This is a genomic window from Streptomyces hawaiiensis, assembly GCF_004803895.1.
Lineage (GTDB): Bacteria > Actinomycetota > Actinomycetes > Streptomycetales > Streptomycetaceae > Streptomyces > Streptomyces hawaiiensis.
This window is the reverse complement of sequence record NZ_CP021978.1, coordinates 4,276,427-4,303,301: the sequence shown is the minus strand read 5'-3', so window position 1 is coordinate 4,303,301 and position 26,875 is coordinate 4,276,427. Positions and strand designations below refer to the sequence as shown.

General features: G+C 73.2%; 23 protein-coding genes, 3 tRNA genes and 1 pseudogene. 15 read left to right on the top strand and 12 right to left on the bottom strand.

All coding sequences use genetic code 11. The annotated features are described in order from the left end of the window. Positions 1–88 precede the first annotated feature (88 nt). The 4 genes from CEB94_RS19825 (at position 89) to CEB94_RS19810 (ending at position 2,991) form a co-directional block, all read left to right on the top strand. Entirely contained in the window at positions 89–1,519 is a 1,431-nt protein-coding gene (locus CEB94_RS19825) for a S1C family serine protease (RefSeq protein ID WP_175433499.1), read from the top strand. Between the two features lie 63 nt (positions 1,520–1,582). Next, positions 1,583–1,669 (top strand) — tRNA-Ser (locus CEB94_RS19820). A gap of 124 nt (positions 1,670–1,793) precedes the next feature. Continuing rightward, positions 1,794–2,180 carry a hypothetical protein gene (locus CEB94_RS19815; RefSeq protein ID WP_175433498.1) on the top strand — a complete coding sequence of 129 codons (387 nt, stop codon included), beginning with the start codon at positions 1,794–1,796 and terminating at the stop codon, positions 2,178–2,180. A 40-nt stretch (positions 2,181–2,220) separates the two neighbouring features. Continuing rightward, complete coding sequence (locus tag CEB94_RS19810; protein ID WP_246111851.1) at positions 2,221–2,991, top strand: glycosyltransferase family 2 protein; 771 nt, start codon at positions 2,221–2,223, stop codon at positions 2,989–2,991. Here the strand turns inward: CEB94_RS19810 and CEB94_RS19805 are convergent. The 3 genes from CEB94_RS19805 to CEB94_RS19795 form a co-directional block, all read right to left on the bottom strand. Beyond that, positions 2,986–3,747 (bottom strand): PIG-L deacetylase family protein, encoded by a 762-nt coding sequence (locus CEB94_RS19805; protein WP_175433497.1) that lies wholly within the window; start codon positions 3,745–3,747, stop codon positions 2,986–2,988. The genes CEB94_RS19810 and CEB94_RS19805 overlap by 6 nt on opposite strands. 9 nt (positions 3,748–3,756) lie before the next feature. After that, positions 3,757–3,972: a ferredoxin gene (locus CEB94_RS19800; protein ID WP_175433496.1), complete on the bottom strand. Its 216-nt coding sequence runs from the start codon at positions 3,970–3,972 to the stop codon at positions 3,757–3,759. An 87-nt stretch (positions 3,973–4,059) separates the two neighbouring features. Then, complete coding sequence (locus tag CEB94_RS19795; protein WP_175433495.1) at positions 4,060–4,536, bottom strand: hypothetical protein; 477 nt, start codon at positions 4,534–4,536, stop codon at positions 4,060–4,062. Between the two features lie 405 nt (positions 4,537–4,941). Here CEB94_RS19795 and CEB94_RS19790 point away from each other — a divergent pair, with 405 nt between their 5' ends. Then, positions 4,942–9,264, top strand: a complete 4,323-nt coding sequence (locus CEB94_RS19790) for an nSTAND1 domain-containing NTPase (RefSeq protein ID WP_175433494.1) — start codon at positions 4,942–4,944, stop codon at positions 9,262–9,264. A 166-nt stretch (positions 9,265–9,430) separates the two neighbouring features. On the opposite strand, the gene CEB94_RS19785 is transcribed toward CEB94_RS19790, so the two are convergent. The 5 genes from CEB94_RS19785 to CEB94_RS19765 all read right to left on the bottom strand — a co-directional run bounded on the left by CEB94_RS19785 (position 9,431) and on the right by CEB94_RS19765 (position 12,288). Further along, positions 9,431–10,003 carry a GNAT family N-acetyltransferase gene (locus CEB94_RS19785; RefSeq protein ID WP_175433493.1) on the bottom strand — a complete coding sequence of 191 codons (573 nt, stop codon included), beginning with the start codon at positions 10,001–10,003 and terminating at the stop codon, positions 9,431–9,433. 12 nt (positions 10,004–10,015) lie between these two features. Beyond that, the gene (locus CEB94_RS19780; RefSeq protein ID WP_175433492.1) at positions 10,016–10,264 is read right to left on the bottom strand and encodes a hypothetical protein; all 249 of its coding nucleotides are present in this window, start codon (positions 10,262–10,264) and stop codon (positions 10,016–10,018) included. Positions 10,265–10,382: 118 nt separating this feature from the next. Then, the gene (locus CEB94_RS19775; protein WP_175433491.1) at positions 10,383–10,910 is read right to left on the bottom strand and encodes a DinB family protein; all 528 of its coding nucleotides are present in this window, start codon (positions 10,908–10,910) and stop codon (positions 10,383–10,385) included. A gap of 9 nt (positions 10,911–10,919) precedes the next feature. Next, positions 10,920–11,384 carry a hypothetical protein gene (locus tag CEB94_RS19770; RefSeq protein ID WP_175433490.1) on the bottom strand — a complete coding sequence of 155 codons (465 nt, stop codon included), beginning with the start codon at positions 11,382–11,384 and terminating at the stop codon, positions 10,920–10,922. Positions 11,385–11,421: 37 nt separating this feature from the next. Continuing rightward, positions 11,422–12,288: a bifunctional DNA primase/polymerase gene (locus CEB94_RS19765; RefSeq protein ID WP_175433489.1), complete on the bottom strand. Its 867-nt coding sequence runs from the start codon at positions 12,286–12,288 to the stop codon at positions 11,422–11,424. A gap of 368 nt (positions 12,289–12,656) precedes the next feature. Between CEB94_RS19765 and CEB94_RS19760 the strand changes: the two genes are divergently transcribed. From CEB94_RS19760 to CEB94_RS19735, 6 genes are all read left to right on the top strand, one after another. Next, positions 12,657–12,983 carry a hypothetical protein gene (locus tag CEB94_RS19760; protein ID WP_175433488.1) on the top strand — a complete coding sequence of 109 codons (327 nt, stop codon included), beginning with the start codon at positions 12,657–12,659 and terminating at the stop codon, positions 12,981–12,983. Between the two features lie 170 nt (positions 12,984–13,153). After that, on the top strand, positions 13,154–14,068 hold the full coding sequence (locus tag CEB94_RS19755; RefSeq protein WP_175433487.1) for a bifunctional MaoC family dehydratase N-terminal/OB-fold nucleic acid binding domain-containing protein: 915 nt from the start codon (positions 13,154–13,156) through the stop codon (positions 14,066–14,068). Next, positions 14,065–14,457 carry a MaoC family dehydratase gene (locus CEB94_RS19750; protein ID WP_175433486.1) on the top strand — a complete coding sequence of 131 codons (393 nt, stop codon included), beginning with the start codon at positions 14,065–14,067 and terminating at the stop codon, positions 14,455–14,457. Before CEB94_RS19755 ends, CEB94_RS19750 begins: the two co-directional genes overlap by 4 nt. Continuing rightward, positions 14,454–15,626, top strand: a complete 1,173-nt coding sequence (locus CEB94_RS19745; RefSeq protein WP_175433485.1) for a lipid-transfer protein — start codon at positions 14,454–14,456, stop codon at positions 15,624–15,626. Before CEB94_RS19750 ends, CEB94_RS19745 begins: the two co-directional genes overlap by 4 nt. Before the next feature lie 133 nt (positions 15,627–15,759). Continuing rightward, positions 15,760–16,320 (top strand): SigE family RNA polymerase sigma factor, encoded by a 561-nt coding sequence (locus CEB94_RS19740; protein WP_175433484.1) that lies wholly within the window; start codon positions 15,760–15,762, stop codon positions 16,318–16,320. A 126-nt stretch (positions 16,321–16,446) separates the two neighbouring features. Beyond that, positions 16,447–18,126 (top strand): long-chain fatty acid--CoA ligase, encoded by a 1,680-nt coding sequence (locus CEB94_RS19735; RefSeq protein WP_175433483.1) that lies wholly within the window; start codon positions 16,447–16,449, stop codon positions 18,124–18,126. 61 nt (positions 18,127–18,187) lie between these two features. Here CEB94_RS19735 and CEB94_RS19730 read toward each other — a convergent pair whose 3' ends face one another. Both CEB94_RS19730 and CEB94_RS19725 read right to left on the bottom strand, forming a co-directional pair. Beyond that, the gene (locus CEB94_RS19730) at positions 18,188–22,978 is read right to left on the bottom strand and encodes a PAS domain-containing protein (RefSeq protein ID WP_425472549.1); all 4,791 of its coding nucleotides are present in this window, start codon (positions 22,976–22,978) and stop codon (positions 18,188–18,190) included. A 404-nt stretch (positions 22,979–23,382) separates the two neighbouring features. Next, complete coding sequence (locus CEB94_RS19725) at positions 23,383–23,901, bottom strand: SSI family serine proteinase inhibitor (protein ID WP_175433482.1); 519 nt, start codon at positions 23,899–23,901, stop codon at positions 23,383–23,385. Positions 23,902–24,084: 183 nt separating this feature from the next. Between CEB94_RS19725 and CEB94_RS19720 the strand changes: the two genes are divergently transcribed. Then, positions 24,085–24,175, top strand: a tRNA-Ser gene (locus CEB94_RS19720). A 197-nt stretch (positions 24,176–24,372) separates the two neighbouring features. Further along, positions 24,373–24,445 (top strand) — tRNA-Arg (locus tag CEB94_RS19715). A gap of 77 nt (positions 24,446–24,522) precedes the next feature. Here CEB94_RS19715 and CEB94_RS19710 read toward each other — a convergent pair. Together CEB94_RS19710 and CEB94_RS19705 are read right to left on the bottom strand one after the other, a co-directional pair. Further along, positions 24,523–24,822 (bottom strand): annotated as a pseudogene (locus tag CEB94_RS19710) (site-specific integrase); the annotation flags it as partial. Between the two features lie 78 nt (positions 24,823–24,900). Continuing rightward, positions 24,901–25,377: a MarR family winged helix-turn-helix transcriptional regulator gene (locus CEB94_RS19705; protein WP_175433481.1), complete on the bottom strand. Its 477-nt coding sequence runs from the start codon at positions 25,375–25,377 to the stop codon at positions 24,901–24,903. Between the two features lie 97 nt (positions 25,378–25,474). Between CEB94_RS19705 and CEB94_RS19700 the strand changes: the two genes are divergently transcribed. After that, positions 25,475–25,870: an HGxxPAAW family protein gene (locus tag CEB94_RS19700; RefSeq protein ID WP_175433480.1), complete on the top strand. Its 396-nt coding sequence runs from the start codon at positions 25,475–25,477 to the stop codon at positions 25,868–25,870. Positions 25,871–25,955: 85 nt separating this feature from the next. After that, positions 25,956–26,828 (top strand): DUF2797 domain-containing protein, encoded by an 873-nt coding sequence (locus tag CEB94_RS19695; RefSeq protein ID WP_175433479.1) that lies wholly within the window; start codon positions 25,956–25,958, stop codon positions 26,826–26,828. Positions 26,829–26,875 lie beyond the last annotated feature (47 nt).

Genomic DNA, 26,875 nt, shown 5'->3' with positions numbered 1-26,875 from the left:
CAGTTCTATCGCGCCGGACCTGTCGACCGGCGTGAAAAGCGCGACCGAGTGCGACCCGGAAAACAGCCGTGGATCTAGGAGAGAAGCTGTGAGCACCGAGAACGAGGGCACCGCGGTACCCCCCGCCCCGTCCGCACCCCCCGTGCCGGTGGACGCTCCCGCTGCTCCGGCGCCCCGGGCACAGGCTCCCCAGGGGCCGTACGGGCAGGACGCCCAGGGCCAGGCCCCGCACGGGCAGGGCGCCTCCGGTGACGCCGGCAACCCCGGCGTCTCCTCTTCCGCCCCCGACCCGTCCTGGCCCCCGCCCCCGCCGCCGACCGCCCCGTACGGCGACGGCGGTTCCGGGTCCGGCTCGGGCGGCTGGGGTTCGTCGTACCAGCAGCCGGCGCCGAAGTCCGGCCGCGGACGCGGTGGTCTGGTCGCCGCGGTCCTGGTGGCCGCGCTGGTCGCGGGCGGCATGGGCGGCGGGATCGGCTACGTGCTGGCCAAGGACAACGACGAGAGCACCGGTTCGACGACGGTCTCGGCTTCCGCGAACGGAGGTGACGTCAAGCGCGACCCGGGCACGACCGCGGGCGTCGCCGCCAAGGCGCTGCCGAGCACGGTCACGATCGAGGCCGAGAGCACCAGCGGCGAGGGCGGCACCGGCACGGGCTTCGTCTTCGACAAGCAGGGCCACATCGTCACCAACAACCACGTGGTGGCGGACGCGGTGGACGGCGGCAAGCTCACGGCGACCTTCCCGAGCGGCAAGAAGTACGACGCCGAGGTGGTCGGTCACGCGCAGGGCTACGACGTGGCGGTCATCAAGCTCAAGAACGCCCCTGGCGACCTGAAGCCGCTCCCCCTCGGCGACTCGGACAAGGTGGCCGTCGGTGACGCGACCATCGCGATCGGTGCCCCGTTCGGCCTGTCCGACACGGTGACGACGGGCATCATCAGCGCCAAGAACCGCCCGGTCGCCTCCAGCGACGGCAGCGGCAGCCAGGCGTCGTACATGAGCGCCCTGCAGACCGACGCCTCGATCAACCCGGGCAACTCCGGCGGCCCGCTGCTGGACGCGCGGGGCAATGTCATCGGCATCAACTCCGCGATCCAGTCCACCGGCAACGGCGGCTTCGGCACCGGGCAGTCGGGTTCGATCGGCCTGGGCTTCGCCATCCCGATCAACCAGGCCAAGTACGTCGCCCAGGAGCTGATCAAGAACGGCAAGCCGGTGTACGCGAAGATCGGCGCGTCCGTCTCCCTGGACGACAGTGCGGGCGGCGCGCAGATCTCCAAGGAGGGCGCGGGCGGCGCCACCACACCGGTCGAGCCGGGCGGCCCGGCCGCCAAGGCGGGCCTCAAGCCGGGCGACGTCATCACCAAGCTCGACGACCGGGTCATCGACTCCGGCCCCACCCTGATCGGCGAGATCTGGACCCACCAGCCCGGCGACAAGGTCACGATCACCTACGAGCGCGGCGGCAAGCAGCACACGGTCGACGTCACGCTCGGCTCCCGCGTCGGCGACAACTGACCCCCACCCGCCCGCACCGACCCGTTACCCTTGTCCCCGCGCCGCCGATCACGGCCGGCGCGGGGAGGCGTGCCCGAGCGGCCTAAGGGAACGGTCTTGAAAACCGTCGTGGCAGCGATGTCACCGTGGGTTCAAATCCCACCGCCTCCGCGCAGGTCATGGATGTTGTCGTCAGAAGGGGTGCCCCTCATCGGGGGCGCCCCTTCTGCGTGGGGCAACGGCGACCGGCTCTCCGCCGTCTTCAGCCCTGAGCCACCACGACGAAGGAGTGTTCATGACGGACACCAAGGCGCGAACGGCCGCGCTCATCACCCCTGTCGGGCAGGAAGCCCAGGACGAGGCGAGGGCGCTGGCCGCGGACGGCCGTACGGGCAAGGCCGTCCGGAGGTTGCGCAGGGGCTCCTGGCTCAAGCGGGGCCCGGCCCGGGAGGCTGTGGAGATGCTGGCCGGCGGGCACGCGCTGCCCACGAGCAATGCCCAGGCGCTGGCTGCCCTGCGCCGGCTCGATGCCGCGCTGGTCGTGGAGCTGACCGCGCTGCTCGACGACGGTCAGCAGATCGCCGCGGTCAAGCTGCTCCGTGAGCGGACCGGTATCGATCTGGCCGGTGGCTATCACCTCGTCCTGGAGCTCGGCGGCGAGCAGGGTACGCCCTCGCCCTGAGCACTACGATCACCGGAGCGTGCCGGTCGGAGAAGGGTGGGTGAGCGTCGCTGTGAGTCGGCGCATCGTCGTCGTCACCGCCGTGCACGGTCCCCATGCCCGGTTTCTGCCGGAGGCCTACGCGTCGTTGTGCGCGCAGCGGCTTCCCGGGGGCTGGGAGTGGCACTGGGTCGTGCAGGAGGACGGGGAGAGCGAAGGTGTCAGGCCGTATGTGCCCAGGGACGCACGCGTGACGTTCCGGCAGGGGCGGGCCGGGGGGCCCGGTGTCGCGAGGACCATGGCGCTGGCCCATGCGGACGGGGCGTACGTGAAGGTCCTCGACGCCGACGACCAGTTGACGCCGGGCGCGCTCGCGCGGGATCTCGCCGTGCTGGACGGGGATCCGGACCTCGGGTGGGCCACGTCGCGGGTGCTCGACCTCATGCCCGACGGGTCGACGGCCGGGTTTCCGGGCGATCCGGACCAGGGGCCGATCGAGCGCGGGGCGGTGCTCGCGCACTGGAAGGCGAACGGCTTTCTCGCGCAGGTGCATCCCGCCTCGCTGTTCGTGCGGCGGGAGTTGCTGCTCGCCCTGGGCGGATGGATGGCACTGCCCGCGTCGGAGGACACGGGGCTGCTGCTCGCGCTGAACGCCGTGAGCCGCGGGTGGTTCTCGGGCGAGGTGGGCCTGCTGTACCGGAAGTGGGACGGGCAGGTGACAGGGCAGGCGGCGCATGGGGACCGGGCCGAGCGGGAGGTGCGGGTGGCCGTCGTGGAGGCCAGGGCCAGGGCGTTGTCCCGGCTCCGGTGGGGTGCCCCGGCCGCTCTATGAGAGCAGCTCGGTCTGCGCCGGGGCGGTCGGAGCCAGGTCGTGGCGGGTGTACCACTCCGTGCCGAGCAGCCGTTCCCGCTCGGGCAGGGAGAGGGGGGCGATGAGGCCCGGAGCGGCTCCCCGCGTCACCTCCGTGCGGTGGGCCAGGACCGCCGCGACCTTCCGGTCCAGCCAGGGGGTGACGTCGACGGTGGCGGTGACGCGTTCGTCGGGGACCGTGCGCATCGCTTTGCCCGTGGGGGCCCAGTGCCCGCCCCATGCCAGGAGGGCCGAGTGCGGGTGCGTGGCCAGGTACAGGGCGCTCGGCTGCCACGGTGCTCTGGTGTCCCGGTAGAGGCGTTCCAGGCCGGCGGCGTGGACCGCGAGCGTGGTCACGCGGTTGGTGTGCACATGGTCCTCGTGGCCGGTCAGGCCGCCGTAGGCGTCGTGGGTGACGACGACCTCGGGGCGGAAGTCGCGCAGGTGCGCGACCAGTTCCCGCACCGCCTCGTCCAGCGGGGCGTCGCACCAGCGCGGTCTGCCCGGGGCCGAGTGCGGGACGCGGGAGTCCGCGTATCCCAGCATGCGTGGCGGGCCCGCGCCCAGGATGTGGAGCGCCTCGGCCAGTTCCGCGGCGCGCGGGGTGTCCGCCGACCAGGTCGCCGTGACGACGGCCGTGCGCGCGCCCGCGCAGGCGTGGCGGGCGAGGACGCCGCCCGCCGACAGGGACTCGTCATCGGGGTGGGCGAAGACCGCGAGCAGGCTCGGCGGCGGCATCGGCAATCGCTACGGCCGGTCGGGAGCCGACCGCGGCGCCTCGGTGATGCTGATCGCCTGGCTCGGGCACTTCTCCACCGCCTCCAGGATCTCCGGATCCTCCCCCGCCTGCTCGCGGCCCGGGCGGACGACCCCGAAACCGTCGACGAACGCGAAGACCGCCGGCGCCCGGTGGACGCACTCGGCGGAGCCATAGCAGAGATCGCGGTCGACAGAGACCTTCATGCCGCTTTGTCCCCCTCCTGACGGCATCGGGAGCCGGTGGCCGTCGGAAGGTGACTGCCCAGTGCGCCGCCGGCTGAACCGGCCCGGCTACCGCGCGCCCCCGGCGGACGCCAGCCAGTGGGCGACCCGGCGTACGGAGGCCTCGTCGAGCCGTTCGGCCAGGGCCTGGACGGCCGTGTCGTCCTCGGGGGAGAGGTCGTAGAGGCCCGCCTTGGTCAGGCCTGCCATGAGGACCTGGTGGCGGCGGCCGGTCATCCGTTCCGCCAGCCCGGCCGGTTCGCCGGGGGAGGGCCCAGGGTTTGGCAGAGATACGGCGGTCTGCTTCAGCGGGGTGTCGAACCGGTGCCACGTGCCGTCCTTCGGCCCCCACAGGGCGACGGTCACCTCGTCGCCCCGCGCCCGCACGGCCCGGGTCATCTCGCTCAGGGCGTACAGCACGGGCGAGCGGTGGGGCGACTGTGCGGCCGTCCGCCAGGAGCCCGCGGCCGGCCGGTAGAACATCGCGACCCAGCGCGGAGCACCCTGCGGTCGTGGGCTCTCGGGACGTGACTCCACTGCGCTCACCCCTGCACATCGCTCCGGAAGCGGTACGGCAGGCCGACCATAGCTGACGGGTCGTCAGTTATCCAGGGTCGGAGAGCACGGTCCGCCGGGGTCGGAGAGCACGGTCCGCCGGAGGCGGAGGGCGCGGCCCGCCGGGGGTGTCGGGCGGGGTCCGCTGGGGAGGATCACCACGTCGTCCGGCACCGGTCCCTCCCCTCGTGGGGACCGGTACCGAACGGTGGAGCTGCCGTCGTCCGGCTCGGACGGAAGCTGACCGGATGGGTGCGCCGCCGTGTCCGGATCCTGTCATTCCTGACCATGGAGGAGGAGGTTCCGGCATCCGATGGACGGTATTACCGCAGGTCAGCCATATAGAGTGAGTTTTCCGGTCCGGACGTCCAGGCGTGGGAAGTTAGGAGCTGAGACTTGAGTTCCGACTCGGGGGCACGCACCGCCTTCGCGGAACGCCTCGCACTGCTGTACAAGGAAGCCGGCAACCCTCCTCTCAAACGGGTGTCCGAGGCGGTCGTCCGGCTCCAGCGGGTCGACGAACGCGGGCGGCCCGTGCGGGTCTCCGCCCAGCGCATCAGCGACTGGCGGCGGGCCCGGAACGTACCGGCCCAGTTCCCCGCCCTCGCGGCCGTGCTGCACGTGCTGATCCCCGAGGCGCGGCGCTCGCGGCCCACGCCGGTCTCCCCCGGCCTGTACGACCTCGGCCAGTGGCAGCGACTGTGGGAACGCGCGGTGGCCGACCCGGTCGGCGAGCGTCCCGCGGCGTCCGACGCCGGGGAGCGGCCGGCGGACGAGACCGCGTCCGCGCCCGGAGGGGTGTGCCCGTACCGGGGTCTTGCCTCCTACCGCCGGGAGGACGCCGGGTGGTTCTTCGGCCGGGAGCGGAGCACGGACGCGCTCGTCACCCAGCTCGGGGCCGTCGCGGGTACGGGCGGCATGGTCATGCTCGTGGGGGCGTCGGGGGCGGGGAAGTCCTCGCTGCTGAACGCCGGTCTGGTACCCGCCCTGCGGGACGGCGCGCTGGGTGGCGACGACGGTGGCGAGAGCGGCCGGGCGCGAGAGGTCGTGCAGCTCGTACCGGGGAGTGATCCGCTGGCGGAGCTACGCCGGTGCATCCCCGAGCTGGCACCCGTCGTCCCGGCCCCGACCCCGCCCGGGGAAGCCTCACCCCGGCCGGAGGGGGACGGATCCGACGCCTCCTCGACAGGCGGACCTGGCGCCTCTCCGGCGGGTGGTTCTGGTGCTTCCGCGGTGGGCGGATCCGCTGCTTCTCCGGCGGGTGGTTCGGGTGTTTCCTCGGCGGCCGGATCCGGCGCTCCCCCGGCCGGCGGATCCGGCGCCTCCCCCACCGGGGGACCCGGGCCCTCCCCCGCAGGGGACCCCGGGCCACCCTCGCCCGCAGAGCGGCCCGCGCCTCGGGGGCACGGTGGCCGACCGGCCCCGGAACCCGGATCTCCGGCCTTCACCGACGCCGTCCGCGCCGCCGTCGCCGCCTGGGCCCGGCGCGTAGCGCCCTCCGCGGCCCGTCCGGTCGTCATCGTGGACCAGTTCGAGGAGACGTTCACCCTCTGCCTCGACGAGGCGGACCGGCGCACCTTCATCGAGGTCCTGCACGCCGCCTGCTCGCCCGCCGGCCCCGGCGAACCGGCCCCCGCGATCGTGGTGCTGGGCATACGCGCCGACTTCTACGACCGCTGCCTGAGATACCCCGAGCTGGCCGACGCGCTCCAGCACCGGCACATGGTGCTCGGGCCGCTGACCACCGCGGAGCTGCGCGAGGCGGTGACCGGCCCGGCCAAGGCCGTCGGCCTGGAGCTGGAACCGGGACTCGCGGAGCTGATCGTCCGGGAGGTCAGCGCCGACGGCCCGCGCGGTGGGGGCCCCTCCCACGCCTTTCGGGCTGTGGGGGAGCACGACGCCGGCGTGCTGCCGCTCCTCTCGCACGCCCTGCTCGCCACCTGGCAGCGCAGGAAGGCGGGCCGGCTCACGCTGGCCGGCTACCGCGCGGCCGGCGGCATCCAGGGCGCGGTCGCGGCGACCGCCGAACGGGCCTGGACCGGCCTCGACCCGGCCGCGCGCACCGCGGCCCGGCTGCTCCTGCTCCGCCTGGTCCGGCTGGGCGAGGACACCCGGGCCACGCGCCGCCGCGGGACCCGGCGGCAGCTGGCCGACGAGTCGACCGACCCCGGCAAGACGGAGGAGTCCCTCGAAGCGCTGGTCCGCGCCCGGCTGGTGACACTCGACGCGGAGACCGTGGAGATCACCCACGAGGCGCTGCTGCACGCCTGGCCGCGGCTGCGCGACTGGATCGACGAGGACCGGCAGGGCAATCTGCTGCGCCAGCGCCTGGAGGAGGACGGCCGGGCCTGGGAGGAGTCGAACCGCGACACCTCGCTGCTCTACCGGGGCTCCCGGCTGGAACAGGCCCACGGCTGGGCCAGATCGGCCGGGGACACGTTCCTGACCCGCAGCGCGGTGGAGTTCCTGGCCGCCTCGGTCCGGCTGCGCCGGCGGATCATCTGGATCAGCCGGGGCGCGGTGGCGGCGCTGGTCGTGCTGGCGGTGCTGGCCGTCGGGTCGGCCGTCGTCGCCTGGAAGCAGCGGGACGAAGCCGTCTTCGAGCAGGTGCTCGCCCAGTCCGACCGTGTGCAGGACACCGATCCGTCGCTGTCCGCCCAGCTCGACCTGGTGGCGCACGGGCTGCGGCCGGACGACGAGGGCGCGAACAGCCGCCTGATCTCCATCGTGAACGCCCCGCTCTCCAGGCCCCTCACCGGCCACACGGGCGCCGTCTACCTCACGACCTTCAGCCCCGACGGACGCGTCCTGGCCACCGCCAGCTACGACCGGACCGTACGGCTGTGGGACGTCGCCGACCCCAAGCGCCCCAAGCCCCTGGGCAAGCCCCTCACCGGTCACACGAGCTGGGTGAGCAGCGCGGTCTTCAGCCCGGACGGCCGGACGCTCGCCAGCGCTTCCGACGACGGCACGATCCGGCTGTGGGACGTGACCGACCCCGGGCACCCGAAGTCGCTCGGCGCGCCCGTGACCGGCCATGACGGCACGATCTACCTGATCGCCTTCAGCCCGGACGGACGCACGCTGGCCTCCGCGGGCGACGATCGCACCGTCCGGCTGTGGAACATGGCCGACCGGCGCCGGCCGCGGGCCCTGGGCGAGCCCCTGACCGGGCACACGGCCGCCGTGCGGTCGGTGGCGTTCGGTCCGGACGGCCGGACGCTGGCCGCGGGGGGCGACGACGGCACGATCCGGCTGTGGGACGTGTCCGATCCGGGGAGCCCGGAGCCGGCCGGGACTCCGCTGGCCGGCCACACCGCCACCGTGCACTCCGTGGCCTTCAGCCCCGACGGCCGCACGCTCGCCGGCGGCAGCGCGGACGGCACCGTACGCCTGTGGAACATGGCCGGTCCGGGCCGCCCGGCCGCGATCGGCGCGCCGCTCACCGGCCACACCGGGCCGGTCTGGTCCGTGGCCTTCAGCCCCGACGGGAACATGCTCGCCGCGGCCAGCGCGGACAGCACCGCGAGCCTGTGGAAGGTCAGCGACCCGGAGTACCCCTCGCAGGTCGGCGGGCCCCTCGCGGGCAGCAGCGGCGAGATGTACGCGCTCGGCTTCAGCCCCGACGGTCGCACCCTCGCCACCGGGGCGGGTGACAACAAGGTCCGCCTGTGGTCGCTGCCGACGTCGGACATGACCGGCCGGACCGGAGTGTTCCGGCCGGACGGGCGGCTGCTCGCGACGGCGGCGCGGGACGGGCGGATCCGGCTGTGGGACGTGCGGACGCCCGGCAGGCCGGTGCTCATGGGCGAGCCGTTCCGCCCGGGCAAGGGCGACGTACGCTCCCTGGAGTTCTCCCCGGACGGCCACACCCTCGCGGTCGTGACCGGCGACCGGACGGTGGAGCTGTGGAACCTCGGCGAACCGGAGCGCCCGGTCCGCCACGGCTCTCCCGCCGCCCTGCACATCCGGTACGCCGACCCGCTGGCCTTCAGCCCGGACGGTCGGGTCCTGGTTACCGCCTACGACGACCGCACCATCCAGCTGTGGAACATCGGCGACCCGGCCCGCCCGCGCCCGCTCGGTGCGCCCCTCACCGGTCACAAGGGCTACGTCAACCACCTCGTGTTCAGCCCGGACGGCCGGACGCTCGCCAGCGGCAGCGCGGACGGCACGATCCGGCTGTGGGACGTGACCGACCCCGACCGGGTGACCCTGACCGGGGCGCCTCTGCGGGGTCACCTCGGAGCGGTCAACGCGCTCGCCTACAGCCGCGACGGCCGCACGCTGGCCAGCGCCGGCGATGACAACTCGGTGCGCCTCTGGGACACCACGGACCCCGCCGAGGCCTCCCAGCGGGCGCGGCTCACGGGCCACACGGAGGCGGTCGTCTCACTGACGTTCAGCCGGGACGGGCGCACCCTGGCCAGCGGCGGCAACGACAGCACCGTCCGGCTGTGGAACGTCTCCGACCCCTCGCACGCCACCGCGATCGGCCAGTCGATGAGCCCCAACGCCAAGACCGGCACGTTTCTGGCGTTCAGCCCGAACAGTCACATGCTGGGGGTCTCCAGCGGCGCGGACACCATCCGGCTCTGGAATCTCGACGTCGACACGGCCGTCCGCCGCATCTGCTCGATGACCCGGGGCGTGTTGACGCCGGACACCTGGCGGGAGTACCTGCCCCGGCTCTCCTACGATCCGCCGTGCGACGGCTGACGAGGCCGTCTCGCCCAACAAGCCCGGAAATCACGGCAGTTGAGTGATGCGAGTCACAACCGGGCTTTCCTGACGGCCAGTCGGCTCGCGGTGGGCAAGCGCTTGTTACCCTTGGCCATAGCTCGACCGCTGGTGCATCCCCCGTCGCCAGCGGTCGGGCCTTTTTTCAGCGCAGGTCGAGGCGCATCAGAATCCGGGGATGACCGGCCAGGACCGAGGTCGTGTCCGCCGCGTGGGCGAAGCCGGCGCGTTCGAAGTTCTTCCGCAGGCCCGCGTACGCCATCGTCAGATCGACCCTGGCGTCGCCGTTGTCCAGGGGGTACGCCTCGATCACCGGTGCGCCCCGGTCGCGGGCGAACTCGACAGCGCCGGCGATGAGGGCGTGCGAGATGCCCTGCTTGCGGTGCCCGGGACGGACCCGGACGCACCAGAGCGACCACACCGGCAGATCGTCGAGGTGCGGGATCTTGCGGTTGCGGGCGAAGGAGGTGTCCGCGCGCGGGGCGACGGCGGCCCAGCCGACCGGTTCGTCACCGTCGTAGGCGAGTACGCCCGGGGGCGGCTCCGCGCGGCACAGCTCGGCGACGTACGCGCCGCGGGCCGGGCCGCGCAGTTCGTTGTTGAGCCGGGAGGGGATCCGGTAGCTCAGGCACCAGCAGACGCTCGCCCCGGGCGACTTCGGCCCGAGTACGGCACGGACGTCCTCGAAGTCCGTGGCCGGTCGAACGGCGATGCTCATACCCCCACGATGTCACGCACCGGGTGCCCGCGCCCCGGAAGCCGGGGAGACGGCCTGGCTGAACGCGTCGTAGAACGGCTGGGCCATCCCGGCGAGCGCCGAGGCGCCCCGCGAGAACGGGGTGATCGGATCGGTCGCCCCCGACCGGCTGCCGCCCTCACCGCCACCCCCGCCCTCAGCGGCCAGCGCGGTCGAACCGCGCTGGAGGACGACGAGCGCGACGAGCGGCGCAGCGGAACGGGAGAGCAGACGGAATCGCATGCCCGCTTCAACGAACTGCTTGGCGCAGGTCAAAGCCCTGCCGTTAGTGATCTTGACGTACCGATGTGCTCCCGGCGTGGAGATCCGCGGCCCGAGCCGGCGGCATCCGCATCAGCTTCTAGACGGACGCCGCCGCCCGGAGCAGCCGCAGTTGGCCGATCTCGCTCGCGTTCTTCATCAGCTCCGCGTTCACCCAGGCCACCATGTGCGCGACGGTGTGCCGGGGGTCGTCCGGCCAGGGGAACGGGGCCGTGGCGTCCAGGTCCTGGTCGGTGAGGTCGTCCAGGACCTTCAGCCACTGTGTGCGCAGGCCCCGCAGCCACTCGATCGTCGGGGCGCCCTCGCCGGGCCAGACGATGTCCGCGCGGTCGCGGGGCGGGCGGCCCTGCGCGTGGTCGAGGGTGACGCTCCACCACCATCCGATGTGCCAGCTCACCCAGGCGAGGGTGGGGACGGGGACCGGGTCGGGTTCGGTGTCCGCCCAGTCCGGGACCCAGGTGCCGTCGGGGTCCCGGCGCATCGTCCAGCAGTGCGCCACCGGCTCCCAGAGGAAGTCCTCGGGCTCCAGCCGCTCCAGGTGGTACTCGAACAGCGACCAGGTCAACTCGAATTGCCAGCGCGGCAGTTCCGTACGGGAAGCGCTCATCGGACGACCCTACGGGGGCGCCGGGGCGTCCCGGGCCAGTACCGCCCAGTCGAGGTCCCGCAGCGCGGGCTCGGCGTCGCAGCCCGACGGCAGGCGGGGCGTCGGCTGGAACCAGACGACCGTCAGGCGCGAGCGGTAGGCGACCGGGTCGCGGGCCGGGTCCAGGGCCGCCGAGTGGAACGTGCCGAGGCAGGCCACGGCGGGCAGCACCTCGACCGGCCCGAGGCCGCCCGCGTACTGGTCGGGGTACTCGCGCCGCGGTGGGACGAGGTGCACCGGCGTGCCCGGCCGGGACCGCTCGGCGGCGTGCAGCAGGTCCCGGATCCGCAGGTCGTTCAGCGGCTTGCAGGGGTAGCCGTCCTGCAGGTCGCCGTAGGTCGAGGAGAAGCGCAGTTCGGCGAGGTCCACCGGGCGGCCGGAGGCCAGGACGAGGCGGGTGAGCGCCAAGGCCGGCGTTTTTGCGTGGTGTTGCATCGAGGTCTTTCGGTGGTGGTCATGGGCGGGGCCTTGGTCACGGCCGGTGCCCCGTCATCCGTGCCGCCGACGCGATCGTCGCCCGGGCCTCCCGCTCGGACAGGCCGGTATGGAGAGCCGCGTCTACCAGGGGGTCCACCAGCGCCGGGCCGATGCCGTCCTCGTAGGCGCGGCAGGCCGCCCAGAACAGGCGGGTGTTGCGCTGGCCCTCGTGCGCGGCCAGGACGAACTGGACCAGGCCCTGGCCGTGCCCGTCGGCCGCCGGGGGCACGATGTGGTGGGCGCGGGGTGGCGGGAGCAGCAGCCGCAGGAGGGAGCGCGGGCAGGGGGCGGGGGCCAGGTGCGCGGTGCCCGGGGCGGCGGCGTACACGCCCTGGCCCGTGCGGGAGCCGGGGCCGACCAGGTAGCCGCCCGCGCCCCGGATGTCGATGCCGGGGGCGAGCCGGCCCGCCGAGTTGGGGACGACCACCTCGGACGGGCCGCTCAGCCACAGGTGCCGCCCGCCGGACGGGGTCACGACGACCACCGTCGGCGGGATCGTGAACAGGTGCCGCAGCGCCAGCTCGCGCAGGGCGGCCGTGGAGTCCGTGCCGGTCTTCACGTCCAGGTCGAGGCCGATCAGATGGTGCGGGGGCAGCCCGCAGGCGATGCCGTAGCCGGTCGCCCAGGGCGCGGCGGCGAACAGTTCGCGGATGCGGTCCGGGTCGCTGGAGGCGTCGTAGACCCCGTGTCCGAGGCGGCCGCACGCGCCGTGGCAGGGGGAGGGGGCGGGGTCGTCGCGGTGCGGGGAGCGCAGGGCCGGGAGCTTGGAGCGGGACAGGGGGATGACGGCCAGTCCGCGTTCGGCGGCTGACAGGGCGTGTGCGAGGGCCAGCGTCGTGGCCTGCCGGTCGGTGGTGGCCATGACTCTAGTTTCGTACGTACGTTCGAAAAAGGAAAGAGGGGGCGAGTGCGACGCGCCGGGGCCGGGCGCCGGGCGGGAAAAGTGCGGGAACGCTTCGTCCCTTGCGGCACCTGGGTTCGAACGCCCCTTTCCGCTCCCATTCGGTACGGGAGTGACGCATAGGGGTTTATCGACTTGTCCTCACGCTTGCGTGCGAATAGCGGCTTCCGGTGTGGTTCGCCGGGGTTTCGGTGGGCAACTCTGGACTCGCGACGTCGAGCACCGCACCGGGGCGGTCGGCCAACTTCCCTGGTGACAGCAGTGGTTCACGCACACACGGCAGGAGCCGGTGCGTCCTCGGTTCGATAAGTCCTGGAAGGACAAGAAACATGGCAAGCATCCGTACCGCCCGCGTCATCGCGGCCGTCTCCGCCCTTCCGCTCGCAGCCGCCCTCTTCACCGGTGTCGCGACGGCGGACAACGGCGCCTTCGCGGACAACGGATCCATCGCGTCCGTCACGGAGGCCGAGCAGGGCAACCTCGGCAGCGGCGTCGGCGGCGACAACTTCGGCAACGCGGCCACCACCCAGCAGCAGGCCGTCGGCGACGGCGCCTCGAACCAGAGCAACACCGCCCAGGTCAACGGCTCGGAGTTCACGGCCGTCAACCAGGGCAACGCCAACACCGCCGTCGGCTTCACCCCGCTGTGGTGGTGAGCTGAGCGGGTCGGTGCGGCGGCATCGGCCCGGGTGCTGTGGGGTGTGCTTCGTGGGGTGACAAGCGTCTGAGCGGCGGTACTCCGGTACCGCCGCGCAGGCGTTTTCGCGTCTGCGGGATCCCGACGGGGCCTTGACGGGACACTGGATCTGACGGACAGTCAGAAACCGTGAGTGGTGAGCCGCAGGTCCAGGAGGAGTTCGAGGCGCGCCTGAAGGCCTACGAGGGCCGGCCGGCCGCCGCCACCGGAGTCGGCCGCGACCCCGTCAACGAGCCGATGATCAGGCACTGGTGCGAGGCCATGGGCGACACCAGCCCCGCGTACACGGGACCGGACGCCATCGCCCCGCCCACCATGCTCCAGGCGTGGACCATGGCCGGCCTCACCCGCCGTCCGGAACGCACCGCCGCGTACGACGAACTCCTCACCCTGCTCGACGAGTCGGGCCATGACGCGGTCGTCGCCACCGACTGCGACCAGGAGTACCTGCGCCCGCTGCGCCCGGGCGACGAGATCACGTTCGACTCCGTGATCGAGTCCGTGTCCGACCGCAAGACCACGAAGCTCGGAGCGGGTTACTTCGTCACGACCCGTACGGACATCCGCGCGGGCGGCGAACTCGCCGGCACCCACCGCTTCCGCATCCTCAAGTACGCCCCCGCACACCGGCCATCACGACCGGCGGAACGCCGCCCCCGCCCCGTCGTCAACCGCGACAACGCCGGCTTCTGGGAGGGCGTGACCCGCCACGAGCTCCTCATCCAGCGCTGCACCGCCTGCGGCACCCTGCGTTTCCCCTGGCTGCCGGGCTGCAACGGGTGCGGCTCCCCGGACTGGGACACCGTCGAGGCGAGCGGCGAGGGCACGGTCTACTCCTACGTCGTCCTGCACCACCCGCCCTTCCCGGCCTTCGAGCCTCCCTACGCGGTCGGTCTGATCGAGCTCGCCGAGGGCGTGCGGATCGTCAGCAACGTGGTCGGGGTGCCGTACGACAAGGTGCGGATCGGCATGCCGGTGCGGCTGGAGTTCCGGCGCTACGACGAGGAGCTGGTGCTGCCCGTCTTCCAGGGGGTGACGCCGTGAAGACGCCACGCGCCGGCGACCGCCTCCCGCCCCTTCGGATCCCCGTCACCCGCACCCTGATCGTCGCCGGGGCGATCGCGTCCCGCGACTACCAGGACGTCCACCACGACCCGGAGCTCGCCCGGCAGAAGGGCTCCCCCGACATCTTCATGAACATCCTGACGACCAACGGCCTGGTCGGCCGCTACATCACCGACCACTTCGGCCCGCGGGCGGAGCTGCGCCGGGTCGCCATCCGGCTCGGCGCGCCCAACCACCCCGGCGACACGATGGTGCTCACGGGCACGGTCGAGGAGGTCGACGGCGACACGGCGACCGTCCGGGTCGTCGGCGCGAACGGCCTCGGCAAGCACGTCACGGGCACGGTGACGGTGAGGATCACGGCATGAGCCCGACAGGCCGGGACGGTCTCGGCGGGCGCGCGGCCATCGCCGGCATCGGGGCCACCGAGTTCTCCAAGGACTCGGGCCGCAGCGAACTGCGCCTCGCCGTCGAGGCGGTGCGGGCGGCCCTCGCGGACGCGGGGCTGACCCCGGCCGACGTCGACGGGATGGTCACCTTCACCATGGACACCAGCCCCGAGATCACCGTCGCCCAGGCGGCGGGCATCGGGGAGCTCTCCTTCTTCTCCCGCATCCACTACGGCGGCGGCGCGGCCTGCGCCACCGTCCAGCAGGCGACCCTGGCGATCGCCGCGGGAGTGGCGGAAGTGGTCGTCTGCTACCGGGCGTTCAACGAGCGCTCGGGCCGCCGTTTCGGCTCCGGGGTACGGCACCGGGAACCCTCCGCGGAGGGCGCCGCCCTCGGCTGGTCGCTGCCGTTCGGCCTGCTCACCCCGGCCTCGTGGGTGGCGATGGCGGCCCAGCGCTACCTCCACACGTACGGGCTGACCCCGGAGGCGTTCGGGCACGTGGCGGTCGTCGACCGGAAGTACGCGGCGACCAACCCGGCGGCGTACTTCCACGGCCGGCCCATCACCCTGGCCGACCACGCCGCCTCCCGCTGGATCGTAGAGCCGCTGCGGCTGCTGGACTGCTGCCAGGAGACGGACGGCGGCCAGGCCCTCGTCGTCACCTCCGTCGAACGGGCCCGCGACCTGCCCCACCCGCCCGCCGTGATCGCCGCGGCCGCCCAGGGCGCCGGACGCGCCCAGGAGCAGATGACCGGCTTCTACCGCGACGACCTCACCGGCCTGCCCGAGAGCGCGGTCGTGGCCCGGCAGCTGTGGCGCGCCTCGGGGCTCGCGCCGGCCGACATCGACGTGGGGATCCTCTACGACCACTTCACGCCGTTCGTGCTGATGCAGCTGGAGGAGTTCGGCTTCTGCGGCCCCGGCGAGGCGGCGGACTTCGTGGCCGAGGAGCGCCTGCCTCTCAACACACACGGCGGGCAGCTGGGAGAGGCGTACCTGCACGGCATGAACGGAGTGGCGGAGGCCGTCCGCCAGATCAGGGGGACGGCGGTGAACCGGGTGCCCGGGGCGGAACGGGTCCTGGTGACGGCCGGGACGGGCGTGCCCACGTCGGGACTCGTACTCACAGCGGACCCCCAGGGGTGAACCCGCAGTACCCCGGACCCGCCGCTCCACCTACAGGAGGTGCAGTCACCCCCACCCCTACAACCTGAGGGGGACACCGCTTCGGGACCTGCGGCCGATCCGCTCGCCGTGCCCTCGCTCATAGCGTTGAGCCATGACCACACTCGTCTGCACGAGCGCTTCGAAGGCGGCCGGACCAGCGGCGCAGACCCTTCCGTACCCGTCCTTCTCCTCGTACGTCAGGGCCCGCCAGCCGGTGCTGCTGCGTACCGCCCGCTCGCTCACCGGCAACCCGAGCGACGCGGAGGACCTGCTGCAGACCGCCCTCACCAAGACGTACGTCGCCTGGGAGCGCATCGAGGACCACCGGGCCCTCGACGGCTATGTCCGCCGGGCGCTGCTGAACACCCGGACCTCCCAGTGGCGCAAGCGTAAGGTTGACGAGTTCGCCTGCGACGAGCTGCCCGAGCCGGACCCGGTGTCCGGCGGCGACGACCCGGCCGAGCAACAGGCACTGCGCGACGCGATGTGGCGGGCGATCATGCGGCTGCCCGCCCGGCAGCGGGCGATGGTAGTCCTCAGGTATTACGAGGACCTCAGTGAGGTCCAGACGGCCGAGGTGCTCGGCGTCTCGGTGGGCACGGTGAAGTCGGCCGTCTCCCGGGCGCTCGGCAAGCTCCGCGAGGACGCTGAGCTGGGGCTTGTCCGTAGTTGAGGCGCCGCGCCGCCCGGCTGTGAGCTGTTCCTCCGGCATGGCGTGATGTGATCGATCGCCCTGTCCTAGTGACATACCACGCGGTATGTGCGCAGAATCAGCGCAACCTTTACCACCGCGTAGGCAATGTCGCCCCGGGAGGACGCCGTGCTGAGCACGATGCAGGACGTACCGCTGCTGATCTCGAGGATTCTGACCCACGGGTCGACGATCCACGGGACATCGCAGGTGACCACGTGGACCGGTGAGGACGAGCCGCACCGCCGCTCCTTCGCGGAGATCGGCGCCCGCGCGGCCCAACTGGCCCACGCACTGAGGGACGACCTCGGCGTCACCGGCGACGAGCGCGTGGCAACCCTGGCCTGGAACAACGCGGAACATGTCGAGGCATACTTCGCGATCCCGTCCATGGGCGCGGTCCTCCACACCCTGAACCTCCGCCTCCCGCCCGAACAGCTGGCCTGGATCGTCAACCACGCCGCCGACCGTGTGATCATCGCCAACGCTTCGCTGCTCCCCCTGCTCGCCCCGCTGCTGCCGCACCTGAAGCCGGTCGAGCACGTGGTGGTCACGGGCCCCGGAGACCGCTCCCTTCTCGCCGACGCGAGCGTCCGCGTCCACGAGTACGAGGACCTGATCGCCGGCAAGCCGACCTCGTACGACTGGCCCGAGCTGGACGAACGCCAGGCCGCCGCCATGTGCTACACCTCCGGCACCACCGGCGACCCCAAGGGCGTGGTCTACAGCCACCGCTCCATCTACCTGCACTCCATGCAGGTCAACATGGCCCAGTCGATGGGCCTCACCGACCAGGACACCTCCCTGGTCGTAGTGCCTCAATTCCACGTGAACGCGTGGGGATTGCCGCACGCGACCTTCATGACCGGCGTGAACATGCTGATGCCGGACCGCTTCCTCCAGCCGGCCCCGCTCGCCGCGATGATCGAGGGCGAGCGGCCGACCCACGCCGCCGCCGTCCCCACCATCTGGCAGGGCCTCCTCGCGGAGCTGACCGCGCATCCCCGTGACGTCTCCTCCCTCGGCCAGGTCACCATCGGCGGCTCGGCCTGCCCGCCCTCCCTGATGGAGGCCTTCGACAAGCTGGGCATGCGGGTCTGCCACGCCTGGGGCATGACGGAGACGTCCCCGCTGGGCACGATCGCCCGCCCGCCGGCCGGTGTGGCCGGCACGGAGGAGGAGTTCGCCTACCGCCTCACCCAGGGCCGCTTCCCGGCCGGCGTCGAGGCCCGCCTGACCGGGCCCGGCGGCGAACGCCTCCCCTGGGACGGCGAGTCCGCCGGCGAGCTGGAGGTACGCGGCCCCTGGATCGCGGGCGCCTACTACAACGGCCCGGGCGCAGAGCCGCTGCGCCCCGCCGACAAGTTCAGCGAGGACGGGTGGCTCAAGACGGGCGATGTCGGCACCATCTCCGCCGACGGCTACCTCACCCTCACCGACCGGGCCAAGGACGTCATCAAGTCCGGCGGCGAGTGGATCTCGTCGGTGGAGCTGGAGAACGCGCTGATGTCCCACCCGGACGTCGCCGAAGCGGCCGTCGTCGCCGTCCCCGACGACAAGTGGGGCGAGCGGCCCCTGGCCACGGTCGTCCTCAAGGACGGCTCCACCGCCACCTTCGAGACCCTGCGCGCCTTCCTCGCCGAGGATGGCCACATCGCCAAGTGGCAGCTCCCCGAGCGGTGGACGGTCATCGAGGCGGTCCCGAAGACGAGCGTGGGAAAGTTCGACAAGAAGGTACTGCGCAGGCAGTACGCGCAGGGCGAGCTGGACATCACGTCCCTCGGCTGACCGGCCGAGCCCCGGGGCCCCTGGCTGCGGCCGGGGGCCCCGGACTGCTCCTCGGAGCCGGCTAGTTGGTGCCGATCCGGCTGAGCAGCTCGACGATCCTGGACTGCACCTCGGAGCTGGTGGACCGCTCCGCGAGGAAGAGCACCGTTTCTCCGGAGGCCAGCCGCGGCAGGTCGGCCTGATCGACGGCGGCGGTGTAGACGACGAGCGGGGTGCGGTTGAGCTGCCCGTTCGCCCGCAGCCAGTCGACGATCCCGGCGAACCCCTCCTGCCGCCGGTGCACCTGCAGCAGGTCCATCACGACCAGGTTCGGCCGGAACTGTCCCGCCAGCGTCACCGCGTCCGCGTCGCTGGCGGCCCGCGCGACCTGCATGCCGCGCCGCTCCAGGGCCGCCGTCAGCGCCAGCGCGATCTCCGCGTGCTCCTCGATCAGCAGGACCCGCGGCGGGTGCTGCTCGCTGTCGCGCGGCGCCAGCGCCTTCAGCAGCACGGCAGGATCGGCGCCGTACGCCGCGTCCCGCGAGGCCTGCCCGAGCCCGGCCGTGACGAGGACGGGCACCTCGGCGGCCACGGCGGCCTGCCGCAGCGACTGCAGTGCCGTACGCGTGATCGGCCCGGTCAGCGGGTCGACGAACAGCGCGGCGGGGAAGGCCGCGATCTGCGCGTCGACCTCCTCGCGCGAGTTCACGATCACCGGCCGGTAGCCGCGGTCGCTCAGCGCCTGCTGCGTGCTGACGTCCGGCGCCGGCCACACCAGCAGCCGCCGCGGGTTGTCCAGCGGCTCGGGCGGCAGCTCGTCGTCCATCGGCTGCGGCCGCGGCGGATCGGCCACCTCGACGGCCCCGCCCGGCCCGTCCAGCGGCTCCGGCCCCTCTGCGGCGTTCTCGTCCGGTGCGCCTATGGCGTACGACCGTCCGCCGCCCTCGGTCATCTGCGCGAGGCGCGACTGACCGGCGAGGGACGGCTGCGACGGGACGGGGGCGCCGGCCGAGGAGGGCACCTGCGCGGCGACCGGCGGCGGCGTGTGCTCGGCCGTCGGATGCGGCCGTGCGGCCTGCTCAGGGCGGGGCGCCTGCTCCGCCGGACGCGGCTGCCCCTGCTCGGGGCGGGCCACCTGGTCCGTACGCGTCGCCGGGTCGGGCGGCGTGCCGAGCTTGCGGCGCCGGCCCGATCCGCCCGGCTGGTGCGGGGGAGGCGTCGCCGTCTGCTGCGGGGCGGACGGCGACAGGGGCACGGCCGACGGCTGCTGGACCTGGGCCGCCTGCCGGTTGAACGGCACGCCCTGGCCCAGCGTCCGCACGCTGATCGCCCGCCCCTGCGTCGAGTTCGGGTCGACGGGCGCCGCGGTCTCCGCCGGCAGCGGCTGAGCCGCCCGCGGCGTGCCTGCCGGCGGCGGCTGGGTGCCCGGGGCGGGGGTGTTCTGCGGGCTCCGGGTTGCCGTGCCGTTCGGGGGCGCGGGATGCGCCACACCGGCCCCCGACGTGGCGTCGGCGGCGGGCCAGGGCTGGGCACCAGGTTGCTGTCCGGGCGTGCCCCGGGGCGGGGTGCCCTGCCCGGGAGCGGCCTCCGCGGGGAGCGGCCGGCCGGCGGACGTGTGCTGACCCGTTGAGGCGACGCCCTGCCGCGGCAGGGGCTGGGCCGGGGCCGGGGGATGGAGTACCTGCCCCGGCAGGGCCGCCTGCACACTCTGCCCGAGTCCGCCCTGAGCGGGGACGGACACGCCCTGCGGCGGTACGGCGACGCCCTGCGGCTGGGTGCCCTGCGGAGCGTTCAGGTGGGGGACGTTCCCCTGCGGCGGCACGGCCGTACCCGGCGCGACGGGGGAAGCGGCGACACCGGCCTGGACGGGAGCGCCCTGGTCGGGCCCGGCCTGCCCCAGCGGGGTCTGACCGGTGGCGTCCTGCTGCGCGGGAACACCCTGAGCCGGACCGGCGGGTACGGAAGCGGCCGGTACAGAACCCGCAGGTACGGGACCTGCCGGCGTGTCACCTGCCGGCGTGTCACCTGCCGGCGTGTCACCTGCCGGTGCGGCACCCGCGGGCACGGCACCCGCGGGCACGGCACCCGCGGGCACGGCACCCGCGGGCACGGCACCCGCGGGCACGGAATCCCCGGGCAGGGCACTCGCAGGCACCGGGCCCGCAGGCACCGGACCCACCTGGTCGGCACTCCCAGGCACCTGCGTCCCGGCCCCCTCGGCCGGCTGCGGCGCAGCTACGGCCCGTCGCCGACGGCCGGTCGGCGCGCTGGTCGGATGCGGCTGCGGCGGGGTGTGATCGGCGGACTGGTCGTGCGGAACGGCGTCATGGCGCCCCTCCTCGACCGCCCCGTCACCGGCGGCAGCCACACCGGGGACCGCCACGGCCCCCTGCCCTTGAACGGGCATCTGTCCTTGAACCGGTACCTGTCCTTGAACCGGTACCTGCCCCTGAGCCGGTACCTGCCCCTGAGCGGGCACCACACCCGGCGTCCCCGCGGGGCCTCCGGCGACCTGCTGCCCCTGCTCGGCCGGAGCCTCCTGGTGAACCGGTGCCGGTGCCGGGACCGGGATCGGGGCCGGGGCCGGGGCCGGTGTCTGATCGGCCTCGGCCGGCGGCAGGGCGAACACCGGACGCGGCCCGGCCGCCTCCTGCGCGGCGGCAGCCCGCTCGTTGGCGGCGGCCAGCGCACGCCGCCGCCGCCCGCTCGGCTGCTGAGCCTGCCCCTGAGCCTCCTCGGCCGTACCGGCGGCCGCACCGCCGGACGACGGCGCGGGCAGCGCCGGCGGCAGCGCGGCCTGCTCACCGGCTTCACTCCTGGCCCGCTGCCCGGAGGGCGCGGGCACACCCTGCGGCGGCACGGTCCCGCCCAGCCCCGTGTTGGAGGCGGCGGCCCCCGCCGCATGCTCGGCGGCCGTCATCACGGCCCCCTCGGCGACGCCCTGGACCGCACTGCCGACGGCACCCGCACCCTCACCGGCGTTCTCGGCCGCACGCCGCCGCCGCCCGGTACCGCCCGACGCGCCGCCCTCACCGGACGCCTGCGCCGGAAGGGCGGCCTGCTCCCCCGCGGCCCGGCGCCTGCGCCGCCCGGTGGGCACGGCCCCGTCGGCTCCGGGACCACCGGCCCCGTCGCCCTCACCACCCGGAACCTCCCCGTCCAGGAAGGCATCGGTGGTGGCCCGCCGCGCCCGGCGCCGCCCCCCACCGGAAATCTGCTCGGTGGGGTCGACGACAGCGAGCGCGGCGGACTCGTCCACCGGCTGGGCGGCGACAGCCCCGGCCCCGCCCCCGATCGGCACCTCCAGGACGTACGCGCTCCCACTCATCCCCGGCACGTCATGCGTCTGCAGCACACCGCCGTGGGCCCGGACGATCCCGCGCACGATGGGCTCGTGCACGGTGTCGCCACCGGCGTACGGCCCACGCACCTCGATGCGTACGACCTCGCCGCGCTGCGCCGCAGCCACCACGACGGTGTTGTCCAGATAGCCGCCCGCCGACACGGGCGTGTTGCCGGTCGCGTCGACCCCCGCCACGTCGGCGACGAGATGCGCGAGGGCGGTCGCCAGCAGCCGGGGATCGACCTCGGCCTCGATGGGCGGCGCGTGCACGGCGAACTGCACCCGCCCGGGCCCGATCAGCTCGACGGCCCCGTCGACCCCGGCGGCGACGACGGCGTCCAGCATCACCTTCGTACGGGAGACGCTCTCACTGCCGGTGTCGAGCCGCTGGTACCCGAGGACGTTGTCGATCAGCGTCGTGATGCGCGAATAGCCGGCCGACAGGTGGTGCAGCACCTGGTTGGCCTCGGGCCACAGCTGCCCGGCGTCGTCGGCGGCCAGCGCGGCCAGCTCGCGGCGCAGCTCCTCCAGCGGCCCGCGCAGCGACCGGCCGAGCAGGGTCAGCAACTGCTCGTGCCGGGCGGCGAGCGCCTCGAACCGGTCCTTCTCCCGCTCCCCGAGCGCGGCGTACCGATCCTCGTTCGCGGCGAGTTCCTCGGCGTGCCGCTCGGTCAGCTCCTCCACCTCGGTGACGTGCCGCTGGCGCAACGCGGTGAGCTCGGAGGCATGCTCCTCGGCGACCCGCTCCAGCTCCTCGGCGTGGCGCTTCTCCGCCGCCTCCTTCTCCTCGACGACGGCGTCGTACGGACGCCGGTCGGTGAAGGTCAGCACGGCGCCGACGAGCTGGTCGCCGTCGCGCACGGGCGCGGTCGTCAGATCGACCGGCACCTTGCCGCCGTCCTTGGCGTACAGCACCTGCCCGCGCACCCGGTGCTTGCGCCCGGAGCGCAGGGTGTCGGCGAGCGGCGACTCCTCGTACGGGAAGGGCGAGCCGTCGGCGCGCGAGTGCAGCACGAGGTCGTGCAGTTCGCGCCCGCCGAGATCGCTGGCCCGGAATCCCAGTATCTGAGCGGCGGCCGGATTGACGAGGACGATCCGCCCGTCGGTGTCGGTCCCCACGACACCCTCGGCGGCGGCCCGCAGAATCATCTCGGTCTGCCGTTGCGAACGCGCGAGCTCGGCCTCGGTGTCGACGGTCCCGGTCAGGTCCCTCACGACGAGCATGAGCAGCTCGTCACCGCTGTACCCGTACCCGTCGTAGGCCTGCTGCCCGTTCTCGAGATTCGCACTGGTGACCTCGACGGGGAACTCTGTTCCGTCCGTCCTGCGCGCGATCATCCGGGTCGGCTTGGTCCGGGCGTGCGGATCGAGGTGCTCCGGCCGCCGCATGGAGCCGGGGATGAGCTTGGAGTCGAACTGCGGCAGCAGATCGAGCAGCCCGCGCCCCACCAGAGCGGTCCCCGGAGTCTCGAAGGCCTCCAGGGCGATGGTGTTGGCGTTGACGACCGTGCCGTTGGCGTTGACCAGCACCAACGCGTCGGGAAGCGCGTCCAGTATGGCTGCGAGGCGAGCAGCGCCTCGGGATGGCCTGCTGCTCACGAGACGCTTCCTCCCTGTTACCGCACCTTGCCGACCGCTCGGGCCATCTTGCCAACCGTCCCGCAGCGTGTCACGCGAGGGAGTCTAAGGGCTGCGGTTGCGCTCGCGACGCCGGATGAGAGCGAGGTCGCACGAGGAAGTGACCCCGAACTGACGACCGAGTAACCGCAAACGCCCGCCCTCCTGCGACGACATCGCGGGACCTTCGCGGGACCTTTACGAGGACGGCGTTTCTGTACGTTTCGGCCGGGCTGGCGTGATGGGGACGGAGAGTGGCGCAAATGGGTGGTGGGACGCGGGACGCCGGCCGGAGGTTCGACGCCCCGACGGCCGGCTCAGGCCTTGACGCCCCGCTCGCCCCCCACGCCCGGCAGGAGCGGCACGAGCCGGTCCCAGCGGGAGATCTGGCAGCCGTCACGGCGGTCGTACGTGGCGTCGACGGGCCGTCCGGCCCAGGTGCCGGTGACGTGCGCGGTGGCGGGGCCGCCGTACTGCATGGTGCAGAAGCCGCCTTCCGGGGCGGGCGCGAAGACGTCCTGCCCCCACCGCGTGTCCCGCTCCAGGGCGGCACAGGCGCCGCGCGGATCGGGGTGGCTGCCGCCGTCGGGGCCGCAGTACAGCTCGAACGTTCCGTCGGCCCCGCCACCGGCGTTGCGCACGGTGACGGTGAGGTGATCGCGGTCCGGGCCGTCGCCGGGCCTGAGCGGGAACAGCAGGCCGGTCCCATCGGCCTGGGCATACGCGGCCGGGGGCACCGCGGTCAGCGACCCTGCGGCGGCGACGGAGGCGGCGGCACCGAGGAGGAGGCGCCGCAGGACGGGGCGGGCGGTGGCCCGGGGATTGGCACGCAACATGCCTGACTAACGCGACGCGGCCCCGGATGTTGCGCGCGGCCACGCGAGCGGGGCCCACACGGCCCTGACAAGGCCTTTGCTCCGCGCCCTCCCCGCCTAGTACCGTGGGGGTCGATTGGTGACAGCACGCTCGACTGTGTCATCATCGGCACGCACCGCTCGCGCTCGCGCGGGAGTGATGCTGGAGGCGTCGCCTAGTCCGGTCTATGGCGCCGCACTGCTAATGCGGTTTGGGACTTCAATCCCATCGAGGGTTCAAATCCCTCCGCCTCCGCACTCGATCACGAAGCCCCGGTCACCCGACCGGGGCTTCGCTGTCGTTGCGCTCCGGCAGGGCAGCCGAAAGTGCCGTTTGTGCAGCTCACAAGGGGTGCGGCTAACGGATTTCACATGGCGGCGGCAGTCATGTAATGTTCTTCCTGTCGCCGCGAGCGAGCCGGAAGGCCCGAGAGCGGCGAAAAAACAGAACAAGCACTCGTAGCTTAACGGATAGAGCATCTGACTACGGATCAGAAGGTTGCAGGTTCGAATCCTGCCGAGTGCACACAGGTCAAAGCCCCCTCGGGATCATCCCGGAGGGGGCTTTGTCGTGCCGTGCAGAAGTGAAGTACAGCAACCGTGTCAGCCGGTACCGCCCATGGCGTCGGACAGCTGGCCGATCGCGGCGCACACCTCCTCACTCGCTTCGGCGTTGACCTCCATCGTCATGGCGATCTGCGAGTGCCGGAGGATGCGCTGCGCCACCTTCGGGTGCACCTTCAACGCCACCAGGAGCGAGCTGCACGTGTGCCGGGTATTCCGGAGCGGGATGACCCGGAGTCCGGCGCGACGAGCCCGCAGGGCGAATATGCGGGTCATGTTTCCCGGCTCGATGGGCGTGTCGTACTTCGTGGTCGAGATCAGGTCGTGGCTGTCCTGGGCGCAGTCGCGGACCCTCGGTGATCACGCGCAACTCCGGCAACGGGGTGCGGTCGTCGTTCTGCTCCGTGCCGGATGTGCTCAGTCGGGTCGGCAGTGCTCTTCCAGGTAGGTCGCTGCCAGCGTGCTCGCGCGGGTGAACCAGTCGTGCAGGACCGCGATCTCGTCCGGGGAGTAGTCCGCGAAGAGGTGCGTGAGGCGGGCGTAGTACGGCTCGTAGACCTCCCGGACGCGGGCGACCGCGTCGGGCTGGGCCGCTACGCGGATGCGGCGACGGTCCGTGGGGTCGGGGCGGCGGGTGATGTAGCCGGCGCCCTCCAGGCGGTTGAGGATGCCGGTGACCGCGCCGGTGGTGACGTGGACGCGGGCCGCCAGGTCGCCTGCCGTGGGGAGGTTCTCGCCGGCCTCGATGACGTAGGCGAAGCAGGTGAGGTCGGTCACACTCAGGCCCACCTGTTGGGCGATCTCGTGCTGTCCGACCAGGTGAGTCGCGATGAGCTGGTCCATCGCCGACAGCGCCTGCTCCGGTGTGGCGGCCGGGCGCGGCTTGGCTTGCATTCCCAGATCCCTTAGTTCGTGAGATGTTTGGGCCGTAAAAGTCTTAGCAGGTGAGGGGTTCGGCGATGCGGAGCCCTCGGGTGCGAGGGAGTGGCACGTGAGTGCACATCAGTATGACCACGGGCACACGGTCGCGGGGTGGGTCGGATTCGGCATCGCCACCGTCGGGGCCGGTGTGGCGGGGCTGGGGGTCTGCACCGTCTCCGGTGTGCTGATCGCCGGCGGGGTGGCGATCGGGGTCTTGAGTCTGCTCGTCACCTGGGCTCTGCATCTCTCCGGGTGGGGGAAGGGGCCGGGCGTGCGGCCCCGGGCGGAGTGGGGGTGGCGGGTGCGGGACTCGGCGGCGCCGGGCGGGCACGAGGAGTGCCTGGGGTGCCGGCTGGCCGGGCGGGGGCGGCGGCGTGGCGCGCGTGCGGTGGAGCCGGTCATGCCGGCGCAGCGTGAGAGCGAGCCGGAGATCGTCGCCGCCGTGGGGGCCGACGCCGGGCGGTGAGGATGTTCCTCGTCGGCCGGCCCCCGCAGGCTCTCCCCCGCAGGCCGCCCCGCGCTGTCAGTGGTGCCCCCTACTCTCGGCAGGGATGGCACAGGCATGGAAGTGCGCGGGGCTGCGGTGGTCGGCGGATGGTCCCGTGCTGGTCTGGGACGGCGGGCGGCGCAGCGCGCTGACCTGGGGCAAACGCGTGGCCTTCGGGGTCGCGGAAGGGGCTGTGCGCACCTGTGTGGGGGCTCGGGGGCATGCGTGCCCCGTCAGTGCGGTCGTGCCGGGGCGCAGTACGGGGGCGCGGTGCGAGGAGTGTGCGCGGCTGGACCGGGCGCACTCCGTGGCGGCGGACACCATCGCTGACGATCCCCGGCCGTACCACGTCTATCTGGCGTGGTTCGGACCCGGCATGGTCAAGGTCGGGATCACGGCGCAGGAGCGGGGCTCCGCGCGACTGCTCGAGCAGGGTGCCGTCTGTTTCAGCTGGCTCGGCGTCGGTCCGCTCATGGCCGCGCGGCGTACGGAGGAGCTGCTGCGGGCCGCCCTGCGGGTGCCCGACCGGATTCCGTACGCCGAGAAGCGGGTGGTGCGGGCCGCGCTGCCGGAGGCCGCCGCCGACCGGGCGCGTGAGGTCGCCGAGCTGCACGAACGGGCGGTCGCGCTCCCCATGTGGCCGGAGTCGCTGGCGCGGGAGCCGCTGGAGATCGTCGATCACGTGGGGGCGTTCGGGCTCGCGGGGCTGCCCGTCGCCGTCGGGGACGTCGGCGAGCTCGTCGCCGGGGGTGTGGTCAGCGGGGAGCTGGTGGCGGCCGCCGGGCCGGATCTGCATCTGTCCACCGGGGACGGGGTCGTGGTGCTGGACACGCGGTTGATGACCGGGTGGGGGCTGGCGCCCGCCAAGGGAGGCGAACTGACCGTGCCTGTACGGCAGTTCAAGGAGCCGACAGGCGTGCAGGACGGGTTGTTCTGAGCCGTCCCGCCTTCCCAGGGGTTTCCTGAGAGGCGCCTGTGTGTTTC

Coding starts and splice junctions, on each gene's coding strand:
- CEB94_RS19815 (WP_175433498.1), top strand. CDS start 1,794: ATGACGGACACCAAGGCGCGAACGGCCGCGCTCATCACCCCTGTCGGG.
- CEB94_RS19805 (WP_175433497.1), bottom strand. CDS start 3,747: ATGCCGCCGCCGAGCCTGCTCGCGGTCTTCGCCCACCCCGATGACGAG.
- CEB94_RS19800 (WP_175433496.1), bottom strand. CDS start 3,972: ATGAAGGTCTCTGTCGACCGCGATCTCTGCTATGGCTCCGCCGAGTGC.
- CEB94_RS19785 (WP_175433493.1), bottom strand. CDS start 10,003: ATGAGCATCGCCGTTCGACCGGCCACGGACTTCGAGGACGTCCGTGCC.
- CEB94_RS19780 (WP_175433492.1), bottom strand. CDS start 10,264: ATGCGATTCCGTCTGCTCTCCCGTTCCGCTGCGCCGCTCGTCGCGCTC.
- CEB94_RS19775 (WP_175433491.1), bottom strand. CDS start 10,910: ATGAGCGCTTCCCGTACGGAACTGCCGCGCTGGCAATTCGAGTTGACC.
- CEB94_RS19770 (WP_175433490.1), bottom strand. CDS start 11,384: ATGCAACACCACGCAAAAACGCCGGCCTTGGCGCTCACCCGCCTCGTC.
- CEB94_RS19765 (WP_175433489.1), bottom strand. CDS start 12,288: ATGGCCACCACCGACCGGCAGGCCACGACGCTGGCCCTCGCACACGCC.
- CEB94_RS19760 (WP_175433488.1), top strand. CDS start 12,657: ATGGCAAGCATCCGTACCGCCCGCGTCATCGCGGCCGTCTCCGCCCTT.
- CEB94_RS19745 (WP_175433485.1), top strand. CDS start 14,454: ATGAGCCCGACAGGCCGGGACGGTCTCGGCGGGCGCGCGGCCATCGCC.
- CEB94_RS19740 (WP_175433484.1), top strand. CDS start 15,760: ATGACCACACTCGTCTGCACGAGCGCTTCGAAGGCGGCCGGACCAGCG.
- CEB94_RS19735 (WP_175433483.1), top strand. CDS start 16,447: ATGTCGCCCCGGGAGGACGCCGTGCTGAGCACGATGCAGGACGTACCG.
- CEB94_RS19725 (WP_175433482.1), bottom strand. CDS start 23,901: ATGTTGCGTGCCAATCCCCGGGCCACCGCCCGCCCCGTCCTGCGGCGC.
- CEB94_RS19705 (WP_175433481.1), bottom strand. CDS start 25,377: ATGCAAGCCAAGCCGCGCCCGGCCGCCACACCGGAGCAGGCGCTGTCG.
- CEB94_RS19695 (WP_175433479.1), top strand. CDS start 25,956: ATGGCACAGGCATGGAAGTGCGCGGGGCTGCGGTGGTCGGCGGATGGT.